This window comes from Streptomyces sp. NPDC029041, assembly GCF_040637515.1.
Classification (GTDB): domain Bacteria; phylum Actinomycetota; class Actinomycetes; order Streptomycetales; family Streptomycetaceae; genus Streptomyces.
The window spans coordinates 267,735-285,120 of record NZ_JBEZWO010000010.1; the positions used below are offsets into that span (position 1 = coordinate 267,735).

At 70.3% G+C, this 17,386-nt stretch carries 18 protein-coding genes and 1 riboswitch; of the genes, 5 read left to right on the plus strand and 13 right to left on the minus strand.

The features are described from left to right. The first annotated feature begins 19 nt into the window (after positions 1-19). Complete coding sequence (locus tag AB0F04_RS26750) at positions 20-685, plus strand: peptidoglycan recognition family protein (RefSeq protein WP_362045363.1); 666 nt, start codon at positions 20-22, stop codon at positions 683-685. A gap of 26 nt (positions 686-711) precedes the next feature. On the opposite strand, the gene AB0F04_RS26755 is transcribed toward AB0F04_RS26750, so the two are convergent. From AB0F04_RS26755 to AB0F04_RS26765, 3 genes are all read right to left on the minus strand, one after another. Next, positions 712-1,881: a cysteine desulfurase family protein gene (locus AB0F04_RS26755; RefSeq protein ID WP_362045366.1), complete on the minus strand. Its 1,170-nt coding sequence runs from the start codon at positions 1,879-1,881 to the stop codon at positions 712-714. A gap of 140 nt (positions 1,882-2,021) precedes the next feature. After that, entirely contained in the window at positions 2,022-2,288 is a 267-nt protein-coding gene (locus AB0F04_RS26760) for a hypothetical protein (RefSeq protein ID WP_031103607.1), read from the minus strand. A gap of 44 nt (positions 2,289-2,332) precedes the next feature. Next, positions 2,333-2,497, minus strand: coding sequence for a hypothetical protein (locus AB0F04_RS26765; protein ID WP_031103608.1), 165 nt, complete (start codon positions 2,495-2,497; stop codon positions 2,333-2,335). A 116-nt stretch (positions 2,498-2,613) separates the two neighbouring features. Between AB0F04_RS26765 and AB0F04_RS26770 the strand changes: the two genes are divergently transcribed. Next, positions 2,614-3,252, plus strand: coding sequence for a TetR family transcriptional regulator (locus tag AB0F04_RS26770; RefSeq protein ID WP_362045370.1), 639 nt, complete (start codon positions 2,614-2,616; stop codon positions 3,250-3,252). A 151-nt stretch (positions 3,253-3,403) separates the two neighbouring features. On the opposite strand, the gene AB0F04_RS26775 is transcribed toward AB0F04_RS26770, so the two are convergent. Continuing rightward, entirely contained in the window at positions 3,404-4,264 is an 861-nt protein-coding gene (locus AB0F04_RS26775; protein WP_362045373.1) for a thioesterase family protein, read from the minus strand. Between the two features lie 168 nt (positions 4,265-4,432). Here AB0F04_RS26775 and AB0F04_RS26780 point away from each other — a divergent pair, with 168 nt between their 5' ends. After that, entirely contained in the window at positions 4,433-5,668 is a 1,236-nt protein-coding gene (locus AB0F04_RS26780) for an alpha/beta hydrolase-fold protein (RefSeq protein WP_362045376.1), read from the plus strand. Here the strand turns inward: AB0F04_RS26780 and AB0F04_RS26785 are convergent. From AB0F04_RS26785 to AB0F04_RS26825, 9 genes are all read right to left on the minus strand, one after another. Beyond that, positions 5,559-6,233 (minus strand): trimeric intracellular cation channel family protein, encoded by a 675-nt coding sequence (locus tag AB0F04_RS26785; RefSeq protein WP_362045379.1) that lies wholly within the window; start codon positions 6,231-6,233, stop codon positions 5,559-5,561. The two genes, AB0F04_RS26780 and AB0F04_RS26785, sit on opposite strands and share 110 nt — an antisense overlap. A 64-nt stretch (positions 6,234-6,297) precedes the next feature. Then, positions 6,298-7,401 carry a dipeptide ABC transporter ATP-binding protein gene (locus AB0F04_RS26790; protein WP_362045382.1) on the minus strand — a complete coding sequence of 368 codons (1,104 nt, stop codon included), beginning with the start codon at positions 7,399-7,401 and terminating at the stop codon, positions 6,298-6,300. Positions 7,402-7,433: 32 nt separating this feature from the next. After that, on the minus strand, positions 7,434-8,528 hold the full coding sequence (locus AB0F04_RS26795; protein WP_362045385.1) for an ABC transporter ATP-binding protein: 1,095 nt from the start codon (positions 8,526-8,528) through the stop codon (positions 7,434-7,436). Then, positions 8,525-9,532 carry an ABC transporter permease gene (locus AB0F04_RS26800; RefSeq protein WP_362045388.1) on the minus strand — a complete coding sequence of 336 codons (1,008 nt, stop codon included), beginning with the start codon at positions 9,530-9,532 and terminating at the stop codon, positions 8,525-8,527. Before AB0F04_RS26800 ends, AB0F04_RS26795 begins: the two co-directional genes overlap by 4 nt. 81 nt (positions 9,533-9,613) lie before the next feature. Continuing rightward, positions 9,614-11,368: an ABC transporter substrate-binding protein gene (locus AB0F04_RS26805; protein ID WP_362045391.1), complete on the minus strand. Its 1,755-nt coding sequence runs from the start codon at positions 11,366-11,368 to the stop codon at positions 9,614-9,616. Between the two features lie 68 nt (positions 11,369-11,436). Then, the gene (locus AB0F04_RS26810) at positions 11,437-12,435 is read right to left on the minus strand and encodes an ABC transporter permease (protein WP_362045394.1); all 999 of its coding nucleotides are present in this window, start codon (positions 12,433-12,435) and stop codon (positions 11,437-11,439) included. Between the two features lie 375 nt (positions 12,436-12,810). Then, complete coding sequence (locus AB0F04_RS26815) at positions 12,811-13,605, minus strand: enhanced serine sensitivity protein SseB C-terminal domain-containing protein (RefSeq protein ID WP_362045397.1); 795 nt, start codon at positions 13,603-13,605, stop codon at positions 12,811-12,813. A gap of 138 nt (positions 13,606-13,743) precedes the next feature. Then, on the minus strand, positions 13,744-14,532 hold the full coding sequence (locus tag AB0F04_RS26820) for an enhanced serine sensitivity protein SseB (RefSeq protein ID WP_362045399.1): 789 nt from the start codon (positions 14,530-14,532) through the stop codon (positions 13,744-13,746). Between the two features lie 104 nt (positions 14,533-14,636). Beyond that, positions 14,637-15,302, minus strand: a complete 666-nt coding sequence (locus AB0F04_RS26825) for an AAA family ATPase (RefSeq protein ID WP_362045402.1) — start codon at positions 15,300-15,302, stop codon at positions 14,637-14,639. A gap of 222 nt (positions 15,303-15,524) precedes the next feature. Beyond that, positions 15,525-15,625: riboswitch (glycine riboswitch) on the plus strand. 158 nt (positions 15,626-15,783) lie between these two features. Between AB0F04_RS26825 and gcvT the strand changes: the two genes are divergently transcribed. After that, positions 15,784-16,905 (plus strand): glycine cleavage system aminomethyltransferase GcvT, encoded by a 1,122-nt coding sequence (gcvT, locus tag AB0F04_RS26830; protein ID WP_362045405.1) that lies wholly within the window; start codon positions 15,784-15,786, stop codon positions 16,903-16,905. Positions 16,906-17,008: 103 nt separating this feature from the next. Beyond that, positions 17,009-17,386, plus strand: coding sequence for a glycine cleavage system protein GcvH (gcvH, locus tag AB0F04_RS26835; protein ID WP_234845364.1), 378 nt, complete (start codon positions 17,009-17,011; stop codon positions 17,384-17,386).

A 17,386-nucleotide genomic window follows, 5' to 3' on the forward strand; every position in this document is an offset into this window, starting at 1 on the left:
GGTATCCGTTGTCGATCACATGGGACAGCGGAAGGCTTCGAGGGACGGCGACCGGAAGGTCGGCCGCCGCGCGCTGCTGATCGGCGGCACGGTGGCCGCGGCGGGCTCCGCCGTGCTCGCCCGGGACGAGCTGGCGCGTCTGTGGTGGCGGACTCCGGGCGTGGAGAAGCCGCGCAAGGAGGGCGAGGTCGACTACGCGGGCGCGCGCTGGGTGGCGGCGTCGGAGGCGAACTGGCGCCGTGCGGACCGGCCGGACGACTACGGCATCGACATGGTGGTCGTCCATGTCACCCAGGGCAGCTTCGACAGCGCGGTGAAGGCCTTCCAGGACCCGGGGCACAGGGCGGCCGCGCACTACATCGTCGGGCAGGACGGGCGTGTGGCGCAGATGATCCGCGAGCTGGACGTGGCGTACCACGCGGGCAACCGCGACTACAACGAGCGCAGTGTCGGCATCGAGCACGAGGGTTTCGTGGACCGCCCGCAGGACCTCACGGACGAGATGTACGAGGCCTCGGCCCGGCTCACGGCCCGGATCTGCGCCCGCTACGACATACCCGTCGACCGCGAGCACATCATCGGCCACGTGGAGGTCCCGGGCACGGACCACACGGACCCGGGGCAGCACTGGGACTGGGAGAAGTACATGCGCCTGATACGCCGGGCGCGTACGAGCCCGGCCTGAGTCCGGGGCCCGTCGGCGCCGTGTCCCTAGGTGAGTCCCGCCGCCCTGGCCCGTTCCACCGCCGGGCCGATGGCCTTGGCCAGGGCCTCGACGTCGGCCTCGGTGGAGGTGTGGCCGAGGGAGAAGCGCAGGGTGCCGCGGGCCAGGTCGGGGTCGGTGCCGGTGGCGAGGAGGACGTGGCTGGGCTGGGCGACGCCGGCGGTGCAGGCGGAGCCGGTGGAGCACTCGATGCCCTGGGCGTCGAGCAGGAGCAGCAGGGAGTCGCCCTCGCAGCCGGGGAAGGTGAAGTGCGCGTTGGCGGGGAGGCGGCCGTGCGGGTCCGGGTCGCCGCCCAGGATAGCGTCCGGCACGGCCGAGCGGACCGCGGTGACGAGGCTGTCGCGCAGGGCGCCGATCTCCCGGGCGAACCACTCGCGCTGCTCGGCGGCGAGACGTCCGGCGACGGCGAAGGAGGCGACGGCGGGCACGTCAAGGGTGCCGGAGCGCACGTGCCGCTCCTGACCGCCGCCGTGCAGGACGGGGACGGGGGTGTGTTCGCGGCCGAGGATCAGCGCGCCGATGCCGTAGGGGCCGCCGATCTTGTGGCCCGAGACCGTCATCGCGGCGAGGCCGGAGGCGGCGAAGTCGACCGGGACCTGGCCGAAGGCCTGAACGGCGTCCGAGTGCAGCGGAACCCCGAACTCGGCTGCCGCCTCGGCGAGTTCACGGACCGGCAGGATCGTCCCGATCTCGTTGTTCGCCCACATGACGGTGGCGAGGGCCACGTCGTCGGGGTTGCGGGCGATCGCCTCGCGCAGGGCGTCGGGATGGACGCGGCCGTGGGGGTCGACCGGCAGGTACTCGACGGTGGCGCCTTCGTGTTCGCCGAGCCAGTGCACGGCGTCGAGGACCGCGTGGTGCTCGACGGGGCTGGCGAGGACGCGGGTGCGGGCCGGGTCGGCGTCGCGGCGTGACCAGTACAGGCCCTTGACGGCGAGGTTGTCGGCCTCCGTGCCGCCCGAGGTGAAGACGACCTCGCTGGGGCGGGCGCCGAGTGCTTCGGCGAGGGTCTCGCGGGCCTCCTCGACGGTGCGGCGGGCCTGCCTGCCGGATGCGTGGAGGGAGGACGCGTTGCCGGTGGCACCCAGCTGGGCGGTGAACGCCTCAACCGCCTCCGGGAGCATCGGGGTGGTCGCGGCGTGGTCGAGGTAAGCCATGGTGAGCCCGATTCTACGGCTCCCCTTCGACCGGTCTCAGAGCAAGCCCGGCCGATCGTGAACCGCTTTCCGGCGCGGCGACGGCCCGTCGTCCCCGGGCCCGGCCGCGGCGTGCCGGCGGACGGTCGTCCGACGGCGGCTCAGAAGCTCCACGAGATGGTGCTGTCGAACTCCATGAAGGCGGCGAGGACCAGCAGGTCGGCGACGCCCAGGCCCAGACCCAGCAGCGCGCGGCCGCGGCGCTCGGTGCCGCGCCACAGGGCGACACTCGCCAGCACGATGGCGATCGGGCCGAGGAAGAGGTTGAGCACGAGGAGGCCGAGCAGGCCGAGGATGAAGGACGCGACGGCCATGCCGTCGGTGTCGCGGATACCGGTGCGGCGCGAGGCCGGAGCGGTGAGCTGCATGGTGAACGACTCCCGAGGTCGGATCGAAGGGCTGGTGGGCGGCGTCAGTGGGCCTGCGTGTGGCGTCGGCGGCCGCGCTCGCGGAGCGCGAAGATGCCGAGCCAGACGGCGATGACGGCGCCGACGGCGACGGAGAAGGTGAGCGGCGCGTGGGCCACGGTGCCCAGGACGACTCCCAGCAGCAGGAGTGCGGCGACGATGAACAGCATGGGAAACAACCCCCAGGGTTCCGGTGAACCATTGTGGTTACAGTTGTTCACTGACTTCCCAGTCTAACGCCTCTCATGACTTTCCAATTCCAGAGAACAGTTGTTAACTGCATGGTATGAGTCACACCCTCGGCATCCGGCAGGCCCAGAAGCAGAAGACCCGGCAGGCACTCCTCGACGCGGCCCTCGGACTGCTGGAGGAGCAGAGCCTCAGCAGCCTGGGACTGCGCGAGGTCACCCGCGCCGTCGGTGTCGCCCCGACCGCCTTCTACCGCCACTTCCGCTCCACGGCGGATCTGGGCGTGGCCCTGGTCGAGGAGGCGCTGGGCAGCCTGCACCCGATGATCCGGACGACGGTGTCCACGACGGGCGACCACGAGGAACGCATCGTGCGCACCATCGACCTGATCGCCCGTCACGTCGACGGGTACCCCGCCCATGTCCGTTTCATCGCTCGTGAACGACATGGCGGAGTTCAGCCGGTTCGGGAGGCGATAAGGGGCCAACTGGCCCGGTTCGCCCAGGAGGTCAAGGACGAGCTGGCCAAGGACCCGGTCTCGGAGGGCTGGAGCGAGGACGACCTGCTGATGCTCGCGCATCTCTACGTCGACCAGATGCTGAGCACGGCGTCGTTGTTCCTGGAGGCCCTGGAGGGGCCGGAGGAGGAGCGCCCGGCCCGGACCCGGCACGTCACGCAGCTGGCGACCCGCCAGATGCGGCTGATCGGCCTCGGCCGCCACCACTGGCTGGATTGACACCCTTACGACAGACGGGGGCGGCGCGCCCGTTCGCCGGACGCGCCGCCCCCGCCGTGCCCGGGTGAGCCGGGCTCGTCTTCCTGCGCCTGTGGCGCCTTACCGCTCTCTCTCCCCCCCCCCGGGTGCCCGCATGCCGGCGAGGCGGAGTTCAGCCCAGCCGGACCCGCGCCAGCTGCCGGGACTGCGCGACCAGCCGGTCCGCGCTGTCCCACACCTCGGCGTCCTCCTCGAGGAAGCCGCCGGCGAGGTTGCGCGTGGTGATCGACACCCGCAGCGGGCCCGGCGCCGGGCGGCACCGGACGTGCACGGTCAGCTCGACGGTCGGCACCCAGCCCTTCAGGCCGAGCTCGAAGGCGGTGGGCGGCAGGGCGTCGACCGCGAGCAGCAGCGAGAGCGGGTCGTGATCCCGCCCGTCCCTGAGCCCGAACCAGGCCCGCATCTCACCCTTGCCGGAGGGCTGCCCGAGGGCCCAGCCGAGGGTGGACGGGTCGAGCTTGAGCATCAGGCGCTCGGTGATCGCCGAGCTGCCGTCGACGGGAGCGGGCCCGTCCTCCGGGCCGAAGCAGTGCTCCATCGGCGGGATCGCGGGCGGCCGGGCCGTGGTGCGCACGTCGTCGGGCAGGGTGTCCAGGTCGCCGTAGGAGGCGAGGACCCTGATGCGTTCGATCTCGCGGCCCTCCTCGTCGTACTGGAAGAGGGAGGCCTGGCCGGTCGACAGGGTGCGACCGGTGCGGACGACGTCCGTGCGGACGACCGCCGGGCCGGGCTGGGACGCGGTCAGGTAGTGCGCCGAGATCGTGAAGGGGTCGGCGTGCGGCAGGGCGTCCGCGAGGGCGCGGCCCAGGACGGCCAGCAGGTAGCCGCCGTTGACGGCGCTGATGATCGTCCAGCCGGCGGAGAGGTCGATGTCGTAGACGCCCGGCGCGCGGCGGGTGAGCGCGGTGTCGCGGTCGAACTCGCTGTCGCCGATCGTGGCCCGGGCGGCCGGGGCGGTGGCTGCTTCTGGCATGGCTGAACAGTACAAGAACTTACTACTAAGCGGTAGCTTTTCACCGGGCGCTCGGGACACGGGCTCCCCTCCCGGATCGGGTCCCGCCTTGGTGAGACACGGGCAATTTCTCGGTAAGTGTCGGACTCATCCGTCAACCCCCGTACGCCTTCGCTCCTCTGTAGGGGCATGAGCCTCACCGGAACTCCGTTCCTCTGCACGCTGGTCGTCCTGTCCGTCGCCGCCCTGGTGCTGCCCCTGGTCCTCTGGTCGCGCATCCGCGGGCACCGGGCCGTGCGTCTCGCGGCCCGGGCGCTGATGCTGCTGTTCGCGCAGGGGACGGCCGTGGCCCTGGTCTTCACCCTGGTGAACAACGCCGACAACCTGTACGACAACTGGGCCGACCTGCTCGGCACCGGCGATCACGTGGAACAGGCGGCGGATCTGGGCGCCGACGGCACCGGCGGCATCGCGCTCACGCGGCTGCCCAAGGTGCACCAGACCTTCGAGCCGGCCACCGGACCCGGGATGGGCGCGGCCGGCGGGGTGCGGGTGACCCAGCTCGCGGGCCGGGTGTCGGGGGTGAACGCCGAGGTCTACGTCTGGCTGCCGCCGCAGTACGGCGAACCGGCCTACCGGCACCACCGGTTCCCGGTCGTGGAGCTGCTGCCCGGCTACCCCGGCTCGGCGAAGGCGTGGTTCGGCTCGCTGGACGCGCACGAGCAGCTTCAGCCGCTGATGCGCGACGGCCGGGTGGCCCCGTTCATCCTGGTCGCGCCCCGCACGAACCTGCTGGCCGCGGTGGACACCGGCTGCGCCAACGTCCCGGGCACGGTCGACGCCGACACCTGGCTGAGCGTCGACGTGCCCAGGATGGTCATGGACAACTTCCGCGCCCAGCCCGCGCCGCAGGGCTGGGCCGTCGCCGGCTACTCGGCCGGGGCGCACTGCGCGACCAGGCTCGCCGTCGCCCATCCCGACCGCTACCGGGCCGCCGTCAGCATGTCCGGCTACAACGACCCGAGCGGCGAGCGCGACTCGCTCACCGCGCAGAGCCCGGCCCTGCGTTCCGCCAACAACCCGCTCCTGATGCTGCGCAGGTCGGCCGTCCCGCCGCGGATCGCGCTGTACCTCTCCGGCCAGCCGCACGACGGCTACGAGGACGCCGTGGCCATGCAACGGGCCGCGAAGGCGCCTACGACCGTGCACGTCGTGTACATCCCGAAGAGCGCGGGCGGACACAACATGGCGCTGTGGCGGCCGCAGGTGGTCCCGGCGTTCCGCTGGCTGACCCAGCAGATGGGCATCGGCCGGGTCATGGCAGGACGGGCTGTTCCTCCTCGCTCACCGTCGACCGCCGGTGCCAGGCCCGCGGAGCTCGCCAGTGGTACCGCATCGCGAGCAGGCGCAGCACGAAGGCGGTGATCACCGCGACACCGCTGGTGAGCGGGTTCAGGGCGTCATAGCGGATGCACAGGGCGACCAGGGCGGAGCCGACGATCGCCGGGACCGCGTACAGGTCTCGGTCCCAGCGCAGCAGGGAGGGGACCTCGTTGGCGAGGACGTCCCGCAGCACGCCGCCGCCCACGGCGGTGGTCAGCCCCAGACCGGCGGACGCGGTCAGGCCGAGCCCGTACTCGTACGCCTTGATCGTGCCGGCGACGCAGAACAGACCGAGACCGGCCGCGTCGAAGACGTTCACCGCGATCTGGATGCGCTCCACCTGGGGGTGCAGGAAGAACACGAGGAGGGTGGCGAGCAGCGGGGTGAGGAAGTACCCCAGGTCCGTGAAGGCGGCCGGCGGTACGGCCCCGATGACCAGGTCGCGGAACAGCCCGCCGCCCAGCGCGGTGACCTCCGCGAGGACGGCCATGCCGAACACGTCGAAGTTCTTGCGCACGGCCAGCAGGGCACCGGAGATCGCGAAGACGAAGATGCCGATCAGGTCGAGCGTGTGCTGGACGGAGGGGCTGAAGAGTTGCTGGAGCACACGGGCATTTTCCCCTACGAGTGAGCCCCCGCCCTGATGTGCGAGGGCGGGGGCTCGGCCGGGCTCACTTCCCGGCGGGTGCGGTGCCGTTGCCGGCGGTCTTGTCCACGCCGTTGTCGGCGGCCACCTCGGCGGCCGACGACAGCAGTTGGGTGTCCTGCGGCTGCTGGTCCTCGAAGTTCTCCGGGTGGTGACAGGCGACCTGCTGTCCGGCCCGCAGCTCCACCAGCGGCGGCTCGGTCGTCTTGCAGATCTGCGTCGCCTTCCAGCACCGGGTGTGGAAGCGGCAGCCGCTCGGCGGGGCGATGGGCGAGGGCACGTCGCCCTTGAGCAGGATGCGCTCGCTCTTGGCCGCCCTGCGCCGCGGGTCCGGGACCGGCACCGCCGACAGCAGGGCCTTGGTGTACGGGTGCATCGGACTGGCGTACAGCGAGTCCCGGTCGGCCAGCTCGACGATTTTGCCGAGGTACATCACCGCGATGCGGTCCGAGACGTGCCGGACCACCGACAGGTCGTGCGCGATGATCACGTACGTCAGGCCGAGCTCGTCCTGGAGGTCGTCCATCAGGTTCACGACCTGCGCCTGGATCGACACGTCGAGCGCGGAGACCGGCTCGTCGGCCACGACCATCCGCGGCTTCAGGGCCAGTGCGCGGGCGATGCCGATGCGCTGCCGCTGGCCGCCGGAGAACTCGTGCGGGTAACGGTTGTAGTGCTCGGGGCTCAGGCCCACCAGCTCCAGGAGGCGCTGGACCTCCCGTTTGACGCCGCCCTCGGGCTCCACGCCCTGCAGTTTGAACGGCGCCGAGACGATGGTGCCGATGGTGTGCCGGGGATTCAGCGAGCCGTACGGGTCCTGGAAGATCATCTGCACGTCACGGCGGAGCGGGCGCATGCCGCTCGTGCCCAGGTGTGTGATGTCCGTACCGTCGAACTCGATCTTCCCGCCGCTGGGGTCGAGAAGCCGGGTGATGAGGCGGCCCATGGTCGACTTGCCGCAGCCGGACTCGCCGACGACGCCGAGGGTTTCACCGCGGCGCACTTCGAAGTCGATGCCGTCCACGGCCTTGACCGCCCCGGCCTGCCGCTGCAGCAGGCCCTTCTTGACGGGGAAGTGCTTGACCAGTCCCTCGACCTTGAGCAGCGGTTTCTCATCGTCGTCAGTCACGGCCGTCGTCCCTGCCGGGGTGTCGGTCTCGCTCACAGCTTCGGCGCAATCTCTTCGTTCCAGATCCGGGTGCGGTCCTCCTGCGACAGATGGCAGGCGGTGAAGTGCCTGCCACCCACCTCGCGCAGCTCGGGCCGCTCGGTGCGGGTGATCCCGCCCTTGGGGACGTCCGCATACGGACAGCGCGGGTTGAACGCGCACCCCGAGGGGACGTTGATGAGGCTGGGCGGCTGGCCCTTGACCGGGATGAGCCGGTCGGTCTGCTCACGGTCGATCCGCGGCATCGAGCCCAGCAGGCCCCAGGTGTAGGGGTGCTGCGGCTGGTAGAAGATCGTGTCGACCGGTCCGCGTTCCACGCAGCGCCCGCCGTACATCACGAGGATGTCGTCGGCGATCTCGGCGACCACGCCGAGGTCGTGCGTGATGATGATGACCGCGGAGCCGAACTCCTTCTGGAGGTCCCGGATCAGGTCGAGGATCTGTGCCTGCACGGTCACGTCGAGCGCTGTGGTCGGCTCGTCCGCGATCAGCAGCTCGGGGTTGTTGACCAGCGCCATGGCGATCATGGCGCGCTGGCGCATACCGCCGGAGAACTCATGCGGGTAGCTGTCGACCCGCTTGCCCGGCTCGGGGATGCCTACGCGGTCGAGGAGTTCGACAGCGCGCCTGCGGGCGGTCTTCTTGTCGACGTCGTGGTGGACACGGTACGCCTCGACGATCTGGTTGCCGACCGTGTAGTACGGGTGCATCGCGGACAGCGGGTCCTGGAAGATCATCGCCATGTCGCGGCCGCGCAGCCGGCGTACCTCGTCGGGGCTCGCCGAGACGAGTTCCTTGCCGTCCAGCCAGATCTCGCCGGACATCCGGACGTTCTTGCCGCGGTTGCCGAGGCGGTGCAGGCCCATGATGGCCAGCGAGGTCACCGACTTGCCGGAGCCGGACTCGCCCACTATGCCGAGCGTCTGGCCCTTCTCCAACCGGAAGGAGAGCCCGTCGACGGACTTGACGAGGCCGTCGTCGGTCGGGAAGTGCACCTTGAGGTCGCGCACATCGAGGAATGCCCGGGGGACCTCCTCGCCGGGCGTCGGCTCGCCCATAGCGGCTCCGGTCTTGGTCAGTTCGGTCACGAGAGCCTCACGCGCGGGTCGACGGTGGCGTACAGCACGTCCACCACGAGGTTGCAGAGCACGACGAAGAAGGCCGCCAGCAGGGTCACGCCCAGGATCGGCGGCAGGTCGTTGTCGGTGATGGCCTGGACGGCGTACTGGCCGATGCCGGGCAGGGAGAACACCGACTCGGTGATCACCGCGCCGCCGAGCAGCAGGCCGATGTCCATGCCGAAGACCGTCACGATCGGCGTGAGCGCCGCCCTCAGGCCGTGTTTGACGACGACCTTGCGCTCCTTCAGGCCCTTGGCCCGTGCGGTGCGGATGAAGTCCTCGCTCATGGTTTCGAGCATGCCGGACCGGGTGAGCCGCGCGTAGATGGCGGAGTACAGCAGGGCCAGCGAACACCACGGCAGGAACAGGGTGTTGGCCCACTGGGACGGGTTCTCGGTGAACGGCACATAGGTCCGCCCGAAGATGTCCAGCTGATAGCTGAAGACGAGCAGGGCCAGCTGGCCGGTGAAGAACATGGGGAGCGATACACCGGCGAGGGCCACGCCCATCGCGGCGCGGTCGAAGATCGAGCCCGGCTTGAGGGCGGAGACCACACCGGCGGCGACACCCGACAGCAGCCACAGCACGGCGGCGCCCGCGGCCAGGGAGACGGTCACCGGCAGCCGGTCCACGAGCTGGGGCCAGACTTCGATGTGGTTCTTGAAGGAGTAGCCGAAGCAGGGCAGCTCACACTTGACCGTGCTCGGGCCGAGGTTGTAGGTGGCGCCGGAGACGATCCCCTTGATGAACTCCCAGTACTGCTCGTAGACCGGCTTGTCGAGCCCGAGGTTCTGCTTGACCGCCAGGATGTCCTCGGGCGAGGGGTTCTTTCCGATGTACTGGGCGGCCAGTTGGTCGGGACTCTGCCCGGCGAGTCTCGGCAGCAGGAAGAAGATGCCGAAGGTGACCGCGGTGACGACCAGCAGCAGGATCACTGCCGCGATCGACCGGCGGATGATGTACGAGATCACGGGGACCGGCGCCGGCGCCCGCGAGGGGTGAATCCCGCGGGCGCCAATGCCTTCACCTGCCTTCCAGGGCTGCTCTTCGCGCTACTTCTTCGTCGTACCGAGGTTGAGGACGTCGTACTGACCGCTCCAGGCGGCCGAGGAGACCACGTTGGTGGCGTTCGGCGAGCGGTACAGCAAGACCTTGAAGTAGGTCAGCGGCACGATGACGGCCTCGTCCATCGTCTTCTTGTCGGCCTCGGCGTAGGAGGCGTTGCGCGCCGACTCGTCGGGGTTCTGGATGGCCTGGTCGAGCAGCTTGTTGACCTCGGCGTTGTCGAACGACGACAGGTTGGTGTTACCGGAGGCGCTGATGGCCTTGCCGTTGAGGATCTGGTTCAGGTAGCCGTAGCCGGTGGGCCAGTCGGCGCCCCACTGCATCATGATGATGCCGATACCCTGCTTCTTGGCGAATGCGGGCACACCGGCGTAGTCCGTGAAGTACTTGCCGGACGGGTACTGCTTCATCTCGGCGTTGATGCCGACCTTCTTGAGCGAGTCGATGATCGCCGTGGCCGCGTCGACCTCCTGCTGACGGTCGCTGCGCGCGGAGATGTAGGTCTTGAAGCCCTTCGGCTGCTTGCAGGCGCTCAGGTGCTCCTTGGCCTTGGCGGCGTCACCCTTGTTGCCCTGGGTGGGGTACGCGTCGAACTTCTGGTAGCCGATCACGTCGGGCGGCAGCACCGTGGAGGCGATGTCACCACGGACCGGGCCGCCCTGCGCGGTCTGCACGGCCACCTTGTCGATGGCGTACTGCACGGCCTTGCGGCACTCGACGTTGTCGAACGGCTTGACCGTGGTGTTGAGCGCCGCGTAGACGAGACGGCCACCGTAGGTGTTGTCCGTGTTGGCCTTCTGGTCCTTGTTGTTGAGCAGCTGGGCCTGGGTCTGCGTGTCCACGCCGCGACCCGCGAGGTCCACGGTGGTGGTGCCGGCCATCAGGTCCTTGTCGATCGTGGCCTGGTTGACCTTCAGGTTGACGACGATCTTGTCCGGGTACTGCTTGCGCAGCGGGTCGGTCTTGGCGCTCCACTCGGGATTGCGCACCAGGGTGACCGACTTGCCCTCCTGGTAGCTCTCGAACTTGTACGAGCCGGAGGAGACGATCTTCTTGGTGTAGTCGACGCCGGTGTCCTTGGCCTTCGGCACAGGGGCCGTCTGCGGGGCGGTGACCAGGTAGTCGAAGTCCGTGAACGGCTGCTTGAGCTTGAAGGTGACCGTGTACTTGTCCGGCGTCTCGATCGACGCCAGGCCCTTGTCGCTCTTGTCCTTGTACGGGCCCTTGTACTTGTCGCCGCCGTCGAGGAACTGGGCGAAGTAGTTCGGGCCGAGGGAGAGCACGTCACGGGCGAAGTTGGAGCGCTCCACCGCGTACTTGACGTCCGCCGAGGTGACCTCGGTGCCGTCCTCGTACTTCACGCCCTGGCGGAGCTTGTACGTCCAGGTCTTGCCGCCGTCGGACGACTTGCCCTTGGACTCCGCGAGGTCGGGCACGATCTCGTTACCCTTCTCGCCGGGGGCCGGCTTGAAGGTGAGAAGCGGACGCGCGTAGAGGCGGCTGAAGTTGTACATGTACGCGTAGTACGTGTTGCCCGGGTCGAACGAGTCCGGCACGTCGGACATCGCGTAGGTGACCGTGCCGCCCTTTGCCGTAGAGGCGTTCACGACCGACTTCGTGGCGGCATCGGCGGTGGCCTTGCTGCCGTCGTTGTCGCCGTTGTCGTCGGCCTTGCTGCAGCCCGCCAGCACGAGGCTGGCGCTGCTGATGGCCGCGGCGACGGCAATTGCTGACCTTCGCATGATGGTCGGATTCCCCTTCATAAGTCGAACACTTGGGCTGGACGCGGCACCGGCCGCGACCGCAGACGTCAGCGGCTGCGGGGGTCGAGAGCGTCCCGGAGGCCGTCACCGAGCAAGTTGAAGGCCAGTACGGTGATGAAGATGGCGAGACCGGGGACGAGCATGTACTGCGGATCGACCTCGAAGAAGTCGACGGCCTGGTTGAGCATGCCGCCCCACGACGCCTGCGGCGGCTGGATGCCCACGCCGAGGAAGCTGAGGGAGGCTTCGAAGAGGATGTTGGTCGGGATGAGCAGCGTCGAATAGACGATGATCGGTGCGACCAGGTTCGGCAGCAGCTCCTTGAAGAGGATGTACGGCCCGGAAGCGCCCATCCCCCGGGAGGCGTCGACGAACTCCCGCTCACGCAGCGCCAGCGTCTGACCGCGGACGATGCGGCCCATGTAAGGCCAGTTGAAGAAGCCGATGACGAAGATCAGCACGAGGATGTGCAGCGGGAGACCCTCGAGTCCGAACGCGCCGCCCTGGAGCGTCGCCGAGATGGCGATGGCGAAGAGCAGCAGCGGGAAGGCCAGGAAGGTGTCCATGAGCCGGCTGATGACCGCGTCGACGCGCCCGCCGTAGTAGCCCGCGATCAGGCCGAGCACGGTGCCGATCACATTGGACAGCATCGTCGCGCCGAACGCGACGACGAGGGAGACCCAGGAGCCCTCCAGGATGCGGGCGAGGATGTCGCGCCCGAACTTCGGCTCCACACCGAGCGGGTGATCCCAGCTCATGCCGCCGAAGTCGCCCTTGGGGAGCGTGGTGTTGGGGTCGATGAGGTCCTGGTGGAAGGCGTTGGGGTCGAGGCCCAGCAGCGACTGCAGCGGGCGGGAGAGAGCGGCCGTCAGGATGAGCAGCACGACCACGACGCCGCCGGCCACGGCCACCTTGTCACGCTTGAAACGGGTCCAGGCGATCTGCCCGAGGGACCGGCCCTCGATCTGCTGGGACTTCACGCCCGCCAGCACGGCCTCCGGCTGGGCCTCGGCCTGCGATCCGGTGGTCTCGATCGGTGCCGTCACAAGTGCCCTGCCCCTTCTCGCCGGTGGTCACCGGCCCCCTTGCTCACCGTTTTCGGCGGCTTCATCCACTGTGGCTCTCGACATGGCGTCCGCAGATGATGCGGCCACCGTCAGGTCGATCCTCAGCTCGGTATCGCTCACAGGATCGACGGCCTTTCGCCTGAGAGGCGAGTCTTCAACGCGCTCACGATCACACGCCAGGCCTGGTGGAGAAAGTATGCGCAACCGTGATGCCGACTGGGGGATTCCGTTATCCGGACACGCGGGCGCGTGGTCCGGACGATACGGCGTTGAAACGCACATAGTGCGCGCCATACCGCCTGTCATCCGCGCACGACCGACCGGCCGGCAGAGCGACGGTCGGCACCGAAAGCGTCAGTACCGGCCCTGGACCGGCGGGTAGCCGTAGCCCGAGGCCTGGACCGGGGCGGTGGCGTGAGCCTCACGGTCGTAGAAGGGGCGCGCGTTCTCGCGCAGCCACATCGCCACCGGGTCGTGCTCGTCGGACATGGCGACGGTCGACACGGGCAGCCCGTCCGGTACGGCGCCGAGGGACTGCTGCATCATCGCGCGCACCGAGTCCACGGCCGGGGGCGAGGTGTCGTACACGTCCAGTCCGACGGCGAGGTACGGCGCCCCGAGCGCGGGTTGCACCCAGGCCCGGCGCAGCGAGCGGACGGCCGGGGTGCGGTGGGCGTTCTGCGCGAGCAGGGCGTAGAACTGCGGGACCTCGATGGCGGGTTCGGACAGGCGCAGGGGCCCGGCGGGCTGGCGGTCCAGGCCTGTGGCGATCCGGCGCAGGTCGAGCCACGGGATGCCGACGCCGCCGCCGGGAGCGTGCGGGTTGAGCCAGAGGCCGTAGTGGTCGGGGTAGAGGGCGCGGGCCACGTCGAGTCCGTCGATCACCTCGTACGAGCGGTTCCAGCCGCTGGCGGAGAGCTCCTGGGCGGAGGTCACGCAGGGGGCGTAGCCGTGGCCGTCGACGTCCATGTTCCCGTACTGGGCGTCGGGGGAGCCTGCCTGGCCGTGCCACAGGAGCATCCAGATCTGGCCGGTGTGCGGGGTCGCGAGCGCGCGCAGGAGCGCCTCGTAGGCGTCGTAACGCCCGGGCGTGACCTGGCGCAGCATGTGCTCGACCTGTCCGGCCGCGGCCGTGCCGCTCGCGCTCACCTTTACCGCCCCTTCGTACAACGCCTCGACGGTGCCCTAGCTTAAGCCCGCCCACCGGGTGGAGGGTTGCCCTCGTTCGGCGGGTGCGGGTCCGTTTCTGGCTTGTCGCGCAGTTCCCCACGCCCCTGAGGCGCTGCCCTACCGCTGGTAGAACGGCCGGACCCGGTCCCGCATCCAGGTGCCCACCGGGTCGTCCGTCACGTCCAGCAGCACCAGGTTCACCGGCCAGGGGGCCGGGGCGGCGGTGACGGCGCGGGTGAGTGCGTCCAGGGGGAGGACGCGCAGGTCGCCTTCCCACTGGGAGAGTTCGACACCGACGAACATCACCGGGTCGGCGGTCTCGATCGCGGCGAGGCAGCGGCGGGCGGTGACGACGACGCCGGTCGCCTCGAACTCCGCGGAGGCGGCGGCGAGGAAGTCCACCGGGTCGTCCTGCCAGTCGGGCTCGAAGAGGCGGACCCGGCCGCCGCTCGCGGGGCCGTCCAGCGGGGTCCGGCCCGCCCGGCACAGCTCGGCCACGGCCGGCGGCGGCAGCGGGATGCCGACCACCCCGCCCGGGTTGACGGCTATCCCCGCGTGCGGGGGCAGGCCGCGGGCGAACTCCACGGCGGGCGCGATGGTGTACGACATGTGCGAACCGGCGACCTGGCGGAACTGCTCCTCGGAGCTGAACACCGGTACGAAGGCCTGGCCGTCGATCTCGATGCCGGGCAGGTCGAGGGGGCCGCTGTGCGGGCCGCCGCCGTTGGGCAGCGGGATCCACACGAAGCTCCGGCCGAGCACCTCGACGATCCGCCCGCCGGCCGCCGGTCCCGCGCCGAGGGAGGCCGAGAGCACCTCCTCCAGCTCGTTGCCGGGCCAGCCGCCGTGCGGGTGGATCTGCGTCTGCGCCGGGAAGTCCGCGGAGAAGTCCGCCGGGATGTCCATCTGCCTACCGCCTGCCTGGAACCACTGCTGAGGCTCAAAAGGCTAACGGCTGACGGACGCCGGGCGGCAGGAGGAAGGCCGGTCCGGTGGACGACCGCGCGGGCTCAGCCCGTGAAGCCGATTCTGCGGAGGCTGTTCGCCGCGTCCCGGTCGGCCAGGACGGCCGAGGCGCAGCCGGCGGGGAGGTCGCCGCGCTCCACCGCGCGCAGCAGGCGGGTGCTCGCCGCGCGGTGGCGCAGGAACGCGTAGCGCGAGACGCCGCGGCCGCGGTCGCGCTGGCCGGCGAGGGCCTGCTCGGGGGTGACGTCGAGGAGGAGCAGGTGGAGCGTGCCGCCCCGGCGGCGGGCCTCGCGGGCGAGCCAGCGGCGGACCCACGCCTGGGTGCCGCAGTCGTGCACGACGACGCCCTCGCCGGTGCGCAGGGCGCGCCGCAGCCCGGCGTAGTGGGAGAGGCGGACGAGCGGGCGGTAGAGCGCGTACGGCAGGGCGCGCGGCATGCGGAGGGCCCAGCGGTCGCGGGTGTCCTGGGAGTCGATGCGCCGGCCCGGCACGGCGCGCCGCATCAGGGTGGACTTGCCGCTGCCCGGCAGGCCCGTGACCACGACGAGGTCGCGGGGGCCGAACAGCAGCGCCTGCGGGCTCCGGCCGGCCCGGTCGCGCAGATCGCGGACGACCGGCGCCGGTGCCGGAGCGCGGACCGCCCGGGCCGGTGCGGTCGGCTGCTCGGGCAGCGCGATGCCCGTCGTCGCGTACGCGGTGGTCCTGTTCACCGTGATCGTCCTCCCCTGGGGCCAGGTACGGAGTCCCATCCCCGCCGAGTGTAAAGAGAAGGTAATCCCGCAGGCCTCTCATTTACGTGCCCGTCCTGCAACAGGGCTGCTACAGGTCACTGCGTCCGGCGCGAGGGACTCGTGCACTCCATGGAAAAGGTCCCCCTGCCGCGCCGGAAGGATGCGTGCAATGATGTGCGCGCCAACTGCATACCGGCCGTTTGAATCCGCGCGGGAGAGTCCCCAGCAGCAGTGGTCGCTGGGGCGCCGAAGGAGCAAGTCCCTCCCTTGAATCTCTCAGGCCCCGTTACCGCGCGGGCGAGGCACATCTGAAAAGCGGGCCGTCCCTCTGTGCGACCGGAGGCGTGGCCCCACCCAAGGTGCAAGTCAGGGCCCCCGCGGTCATGGCGAACCTCTCAGGTTCCGATGACAGATGGGGAGGAACGACCTCGCCCGTCCTTGCCTTGGGAGACGACCGACCGTGAGCAGTACAGGAGAACTCCGTCACACCGCGCTCGATGCCCTGCATCGTTCGCTCGGCGCGACGATGACCGACTTCGCCGGCTGGGACATGCCCCTGCGCTACGGCTCCGAGCGCGACGAGCACACCGCCGTGCGCACGAAGGCCGGCCTCTTCGACCTCTCCCACATGGGCGAGATCACCGTCACCGGCCCGCAGGCCGCCGCCCTGCTGGACTTCGCCCTGGTGGGCAACATCGGCGGTGTGAAGGCGGGCCGGGCCCGCTACACCATGATCTGCCGGGCCGACGGCGGCATCCTGGACGACCTGATCGTCTACCGCCTGGGCGAGACCGAGTACATGGTCGTCGCCAACGCCTCCAACGCCCAGGTGGTGCTGGACGCGCTGACCGAGCGCGCCGCCGGTTTCGACGCCGAGGTGCGCGACGACCGGGACGCCTACGCGCTGATCGCCGTCCAGGGCCCGGAGTCGCCCGGGATCCTGGCGTCCCTGACCGACGCCGACCTCGACGGCCTGAAGTACTACGCCGGGCTGCCCGGCACGGTCGCGGGCGTCCCGGCCCTGATCGCCCGGACCGGCTACACCGGCGAGGACGGCTTCGAGCTGTTCGTGAAGCCCGGGCACGCCGTCGAGCTGTGGCAGGCCCTGACCAAGGCCGGCGAGGGCGTCGGCCTGGTCCCGTGCGGTCTCTCCTGCCGCGACACGCTGCGCCTGGAGGCGGGCATGCCGCTGTACGGGCACGAGCTGACCACCTCCCTCACTCCCTTCGACGCCGGGCTCGGGCGGGTGGTGAAGTTCGAGAAGGAGGGCGACTTCGTGGGGCGCGAGGCCCTGCGCGAGGCCGCCGCCCGCGCCGAGCAGAACCCGCCGCGCGTCCTGGTGGGGCTCGTCGCCGAGGGCCGCCGCGTCCCGCGGGCCGGGTACGCGGTCGTCGCCGGCGGCGAGGTGATCGGCGAGGTCACCTCCGGCGCTCCCTCCCCCACCCTCGGCAAGCCGATCGCGATGGCCTACGTCGACGCCGCGCACGCCGCGCCCGGCACGAGTGGCGTGGGCGTGGACATCCGGGGCAGTCACGAGCCGTACGAGGTCGTGGCGCTGCCGTTCTACAAGCGCCAGAAGTAGACACTGGCCGAAGGGCCGCGGCAGTGACCCCGTGCCCGTCGTCCCAGCTCACCAGCAGTCCCCCCTTCCACAGCACTCCCGCGCGTACAGGAGAATCCAGGCCATGAGCAACCCCAACGAGCTGCGCTACAGCAAGGAGCACGAGTGGCTGTCGGCCGCCGAGGACGGCGTGTCGACGGTCGGCATCACGGAGCACGCGGCCAACGCGCTCGGCGATGTCGTGTTCGTCCAGCTTCCCGAGGTCGGTGACTCCGTGTCCGCCGGTGAGACCTGCGGCGAGCTGGAGTCGACCAAGTCGGTGTCCGACCTGTACTCCCCCGTCTCCGGTGAGGTCACCGAGGTCAACGAGGACGTGGTGAACGACCCGTCGCTGGTGAACTCGGCCCCCTTCGAGGGCGGCTGGCTGTTCAAGGTGCGGGTCACGGACGAGCCGGGCGACCTGCTCTCCGCCGACGAGTACACCGCGTTCTCCGCGGGCTGA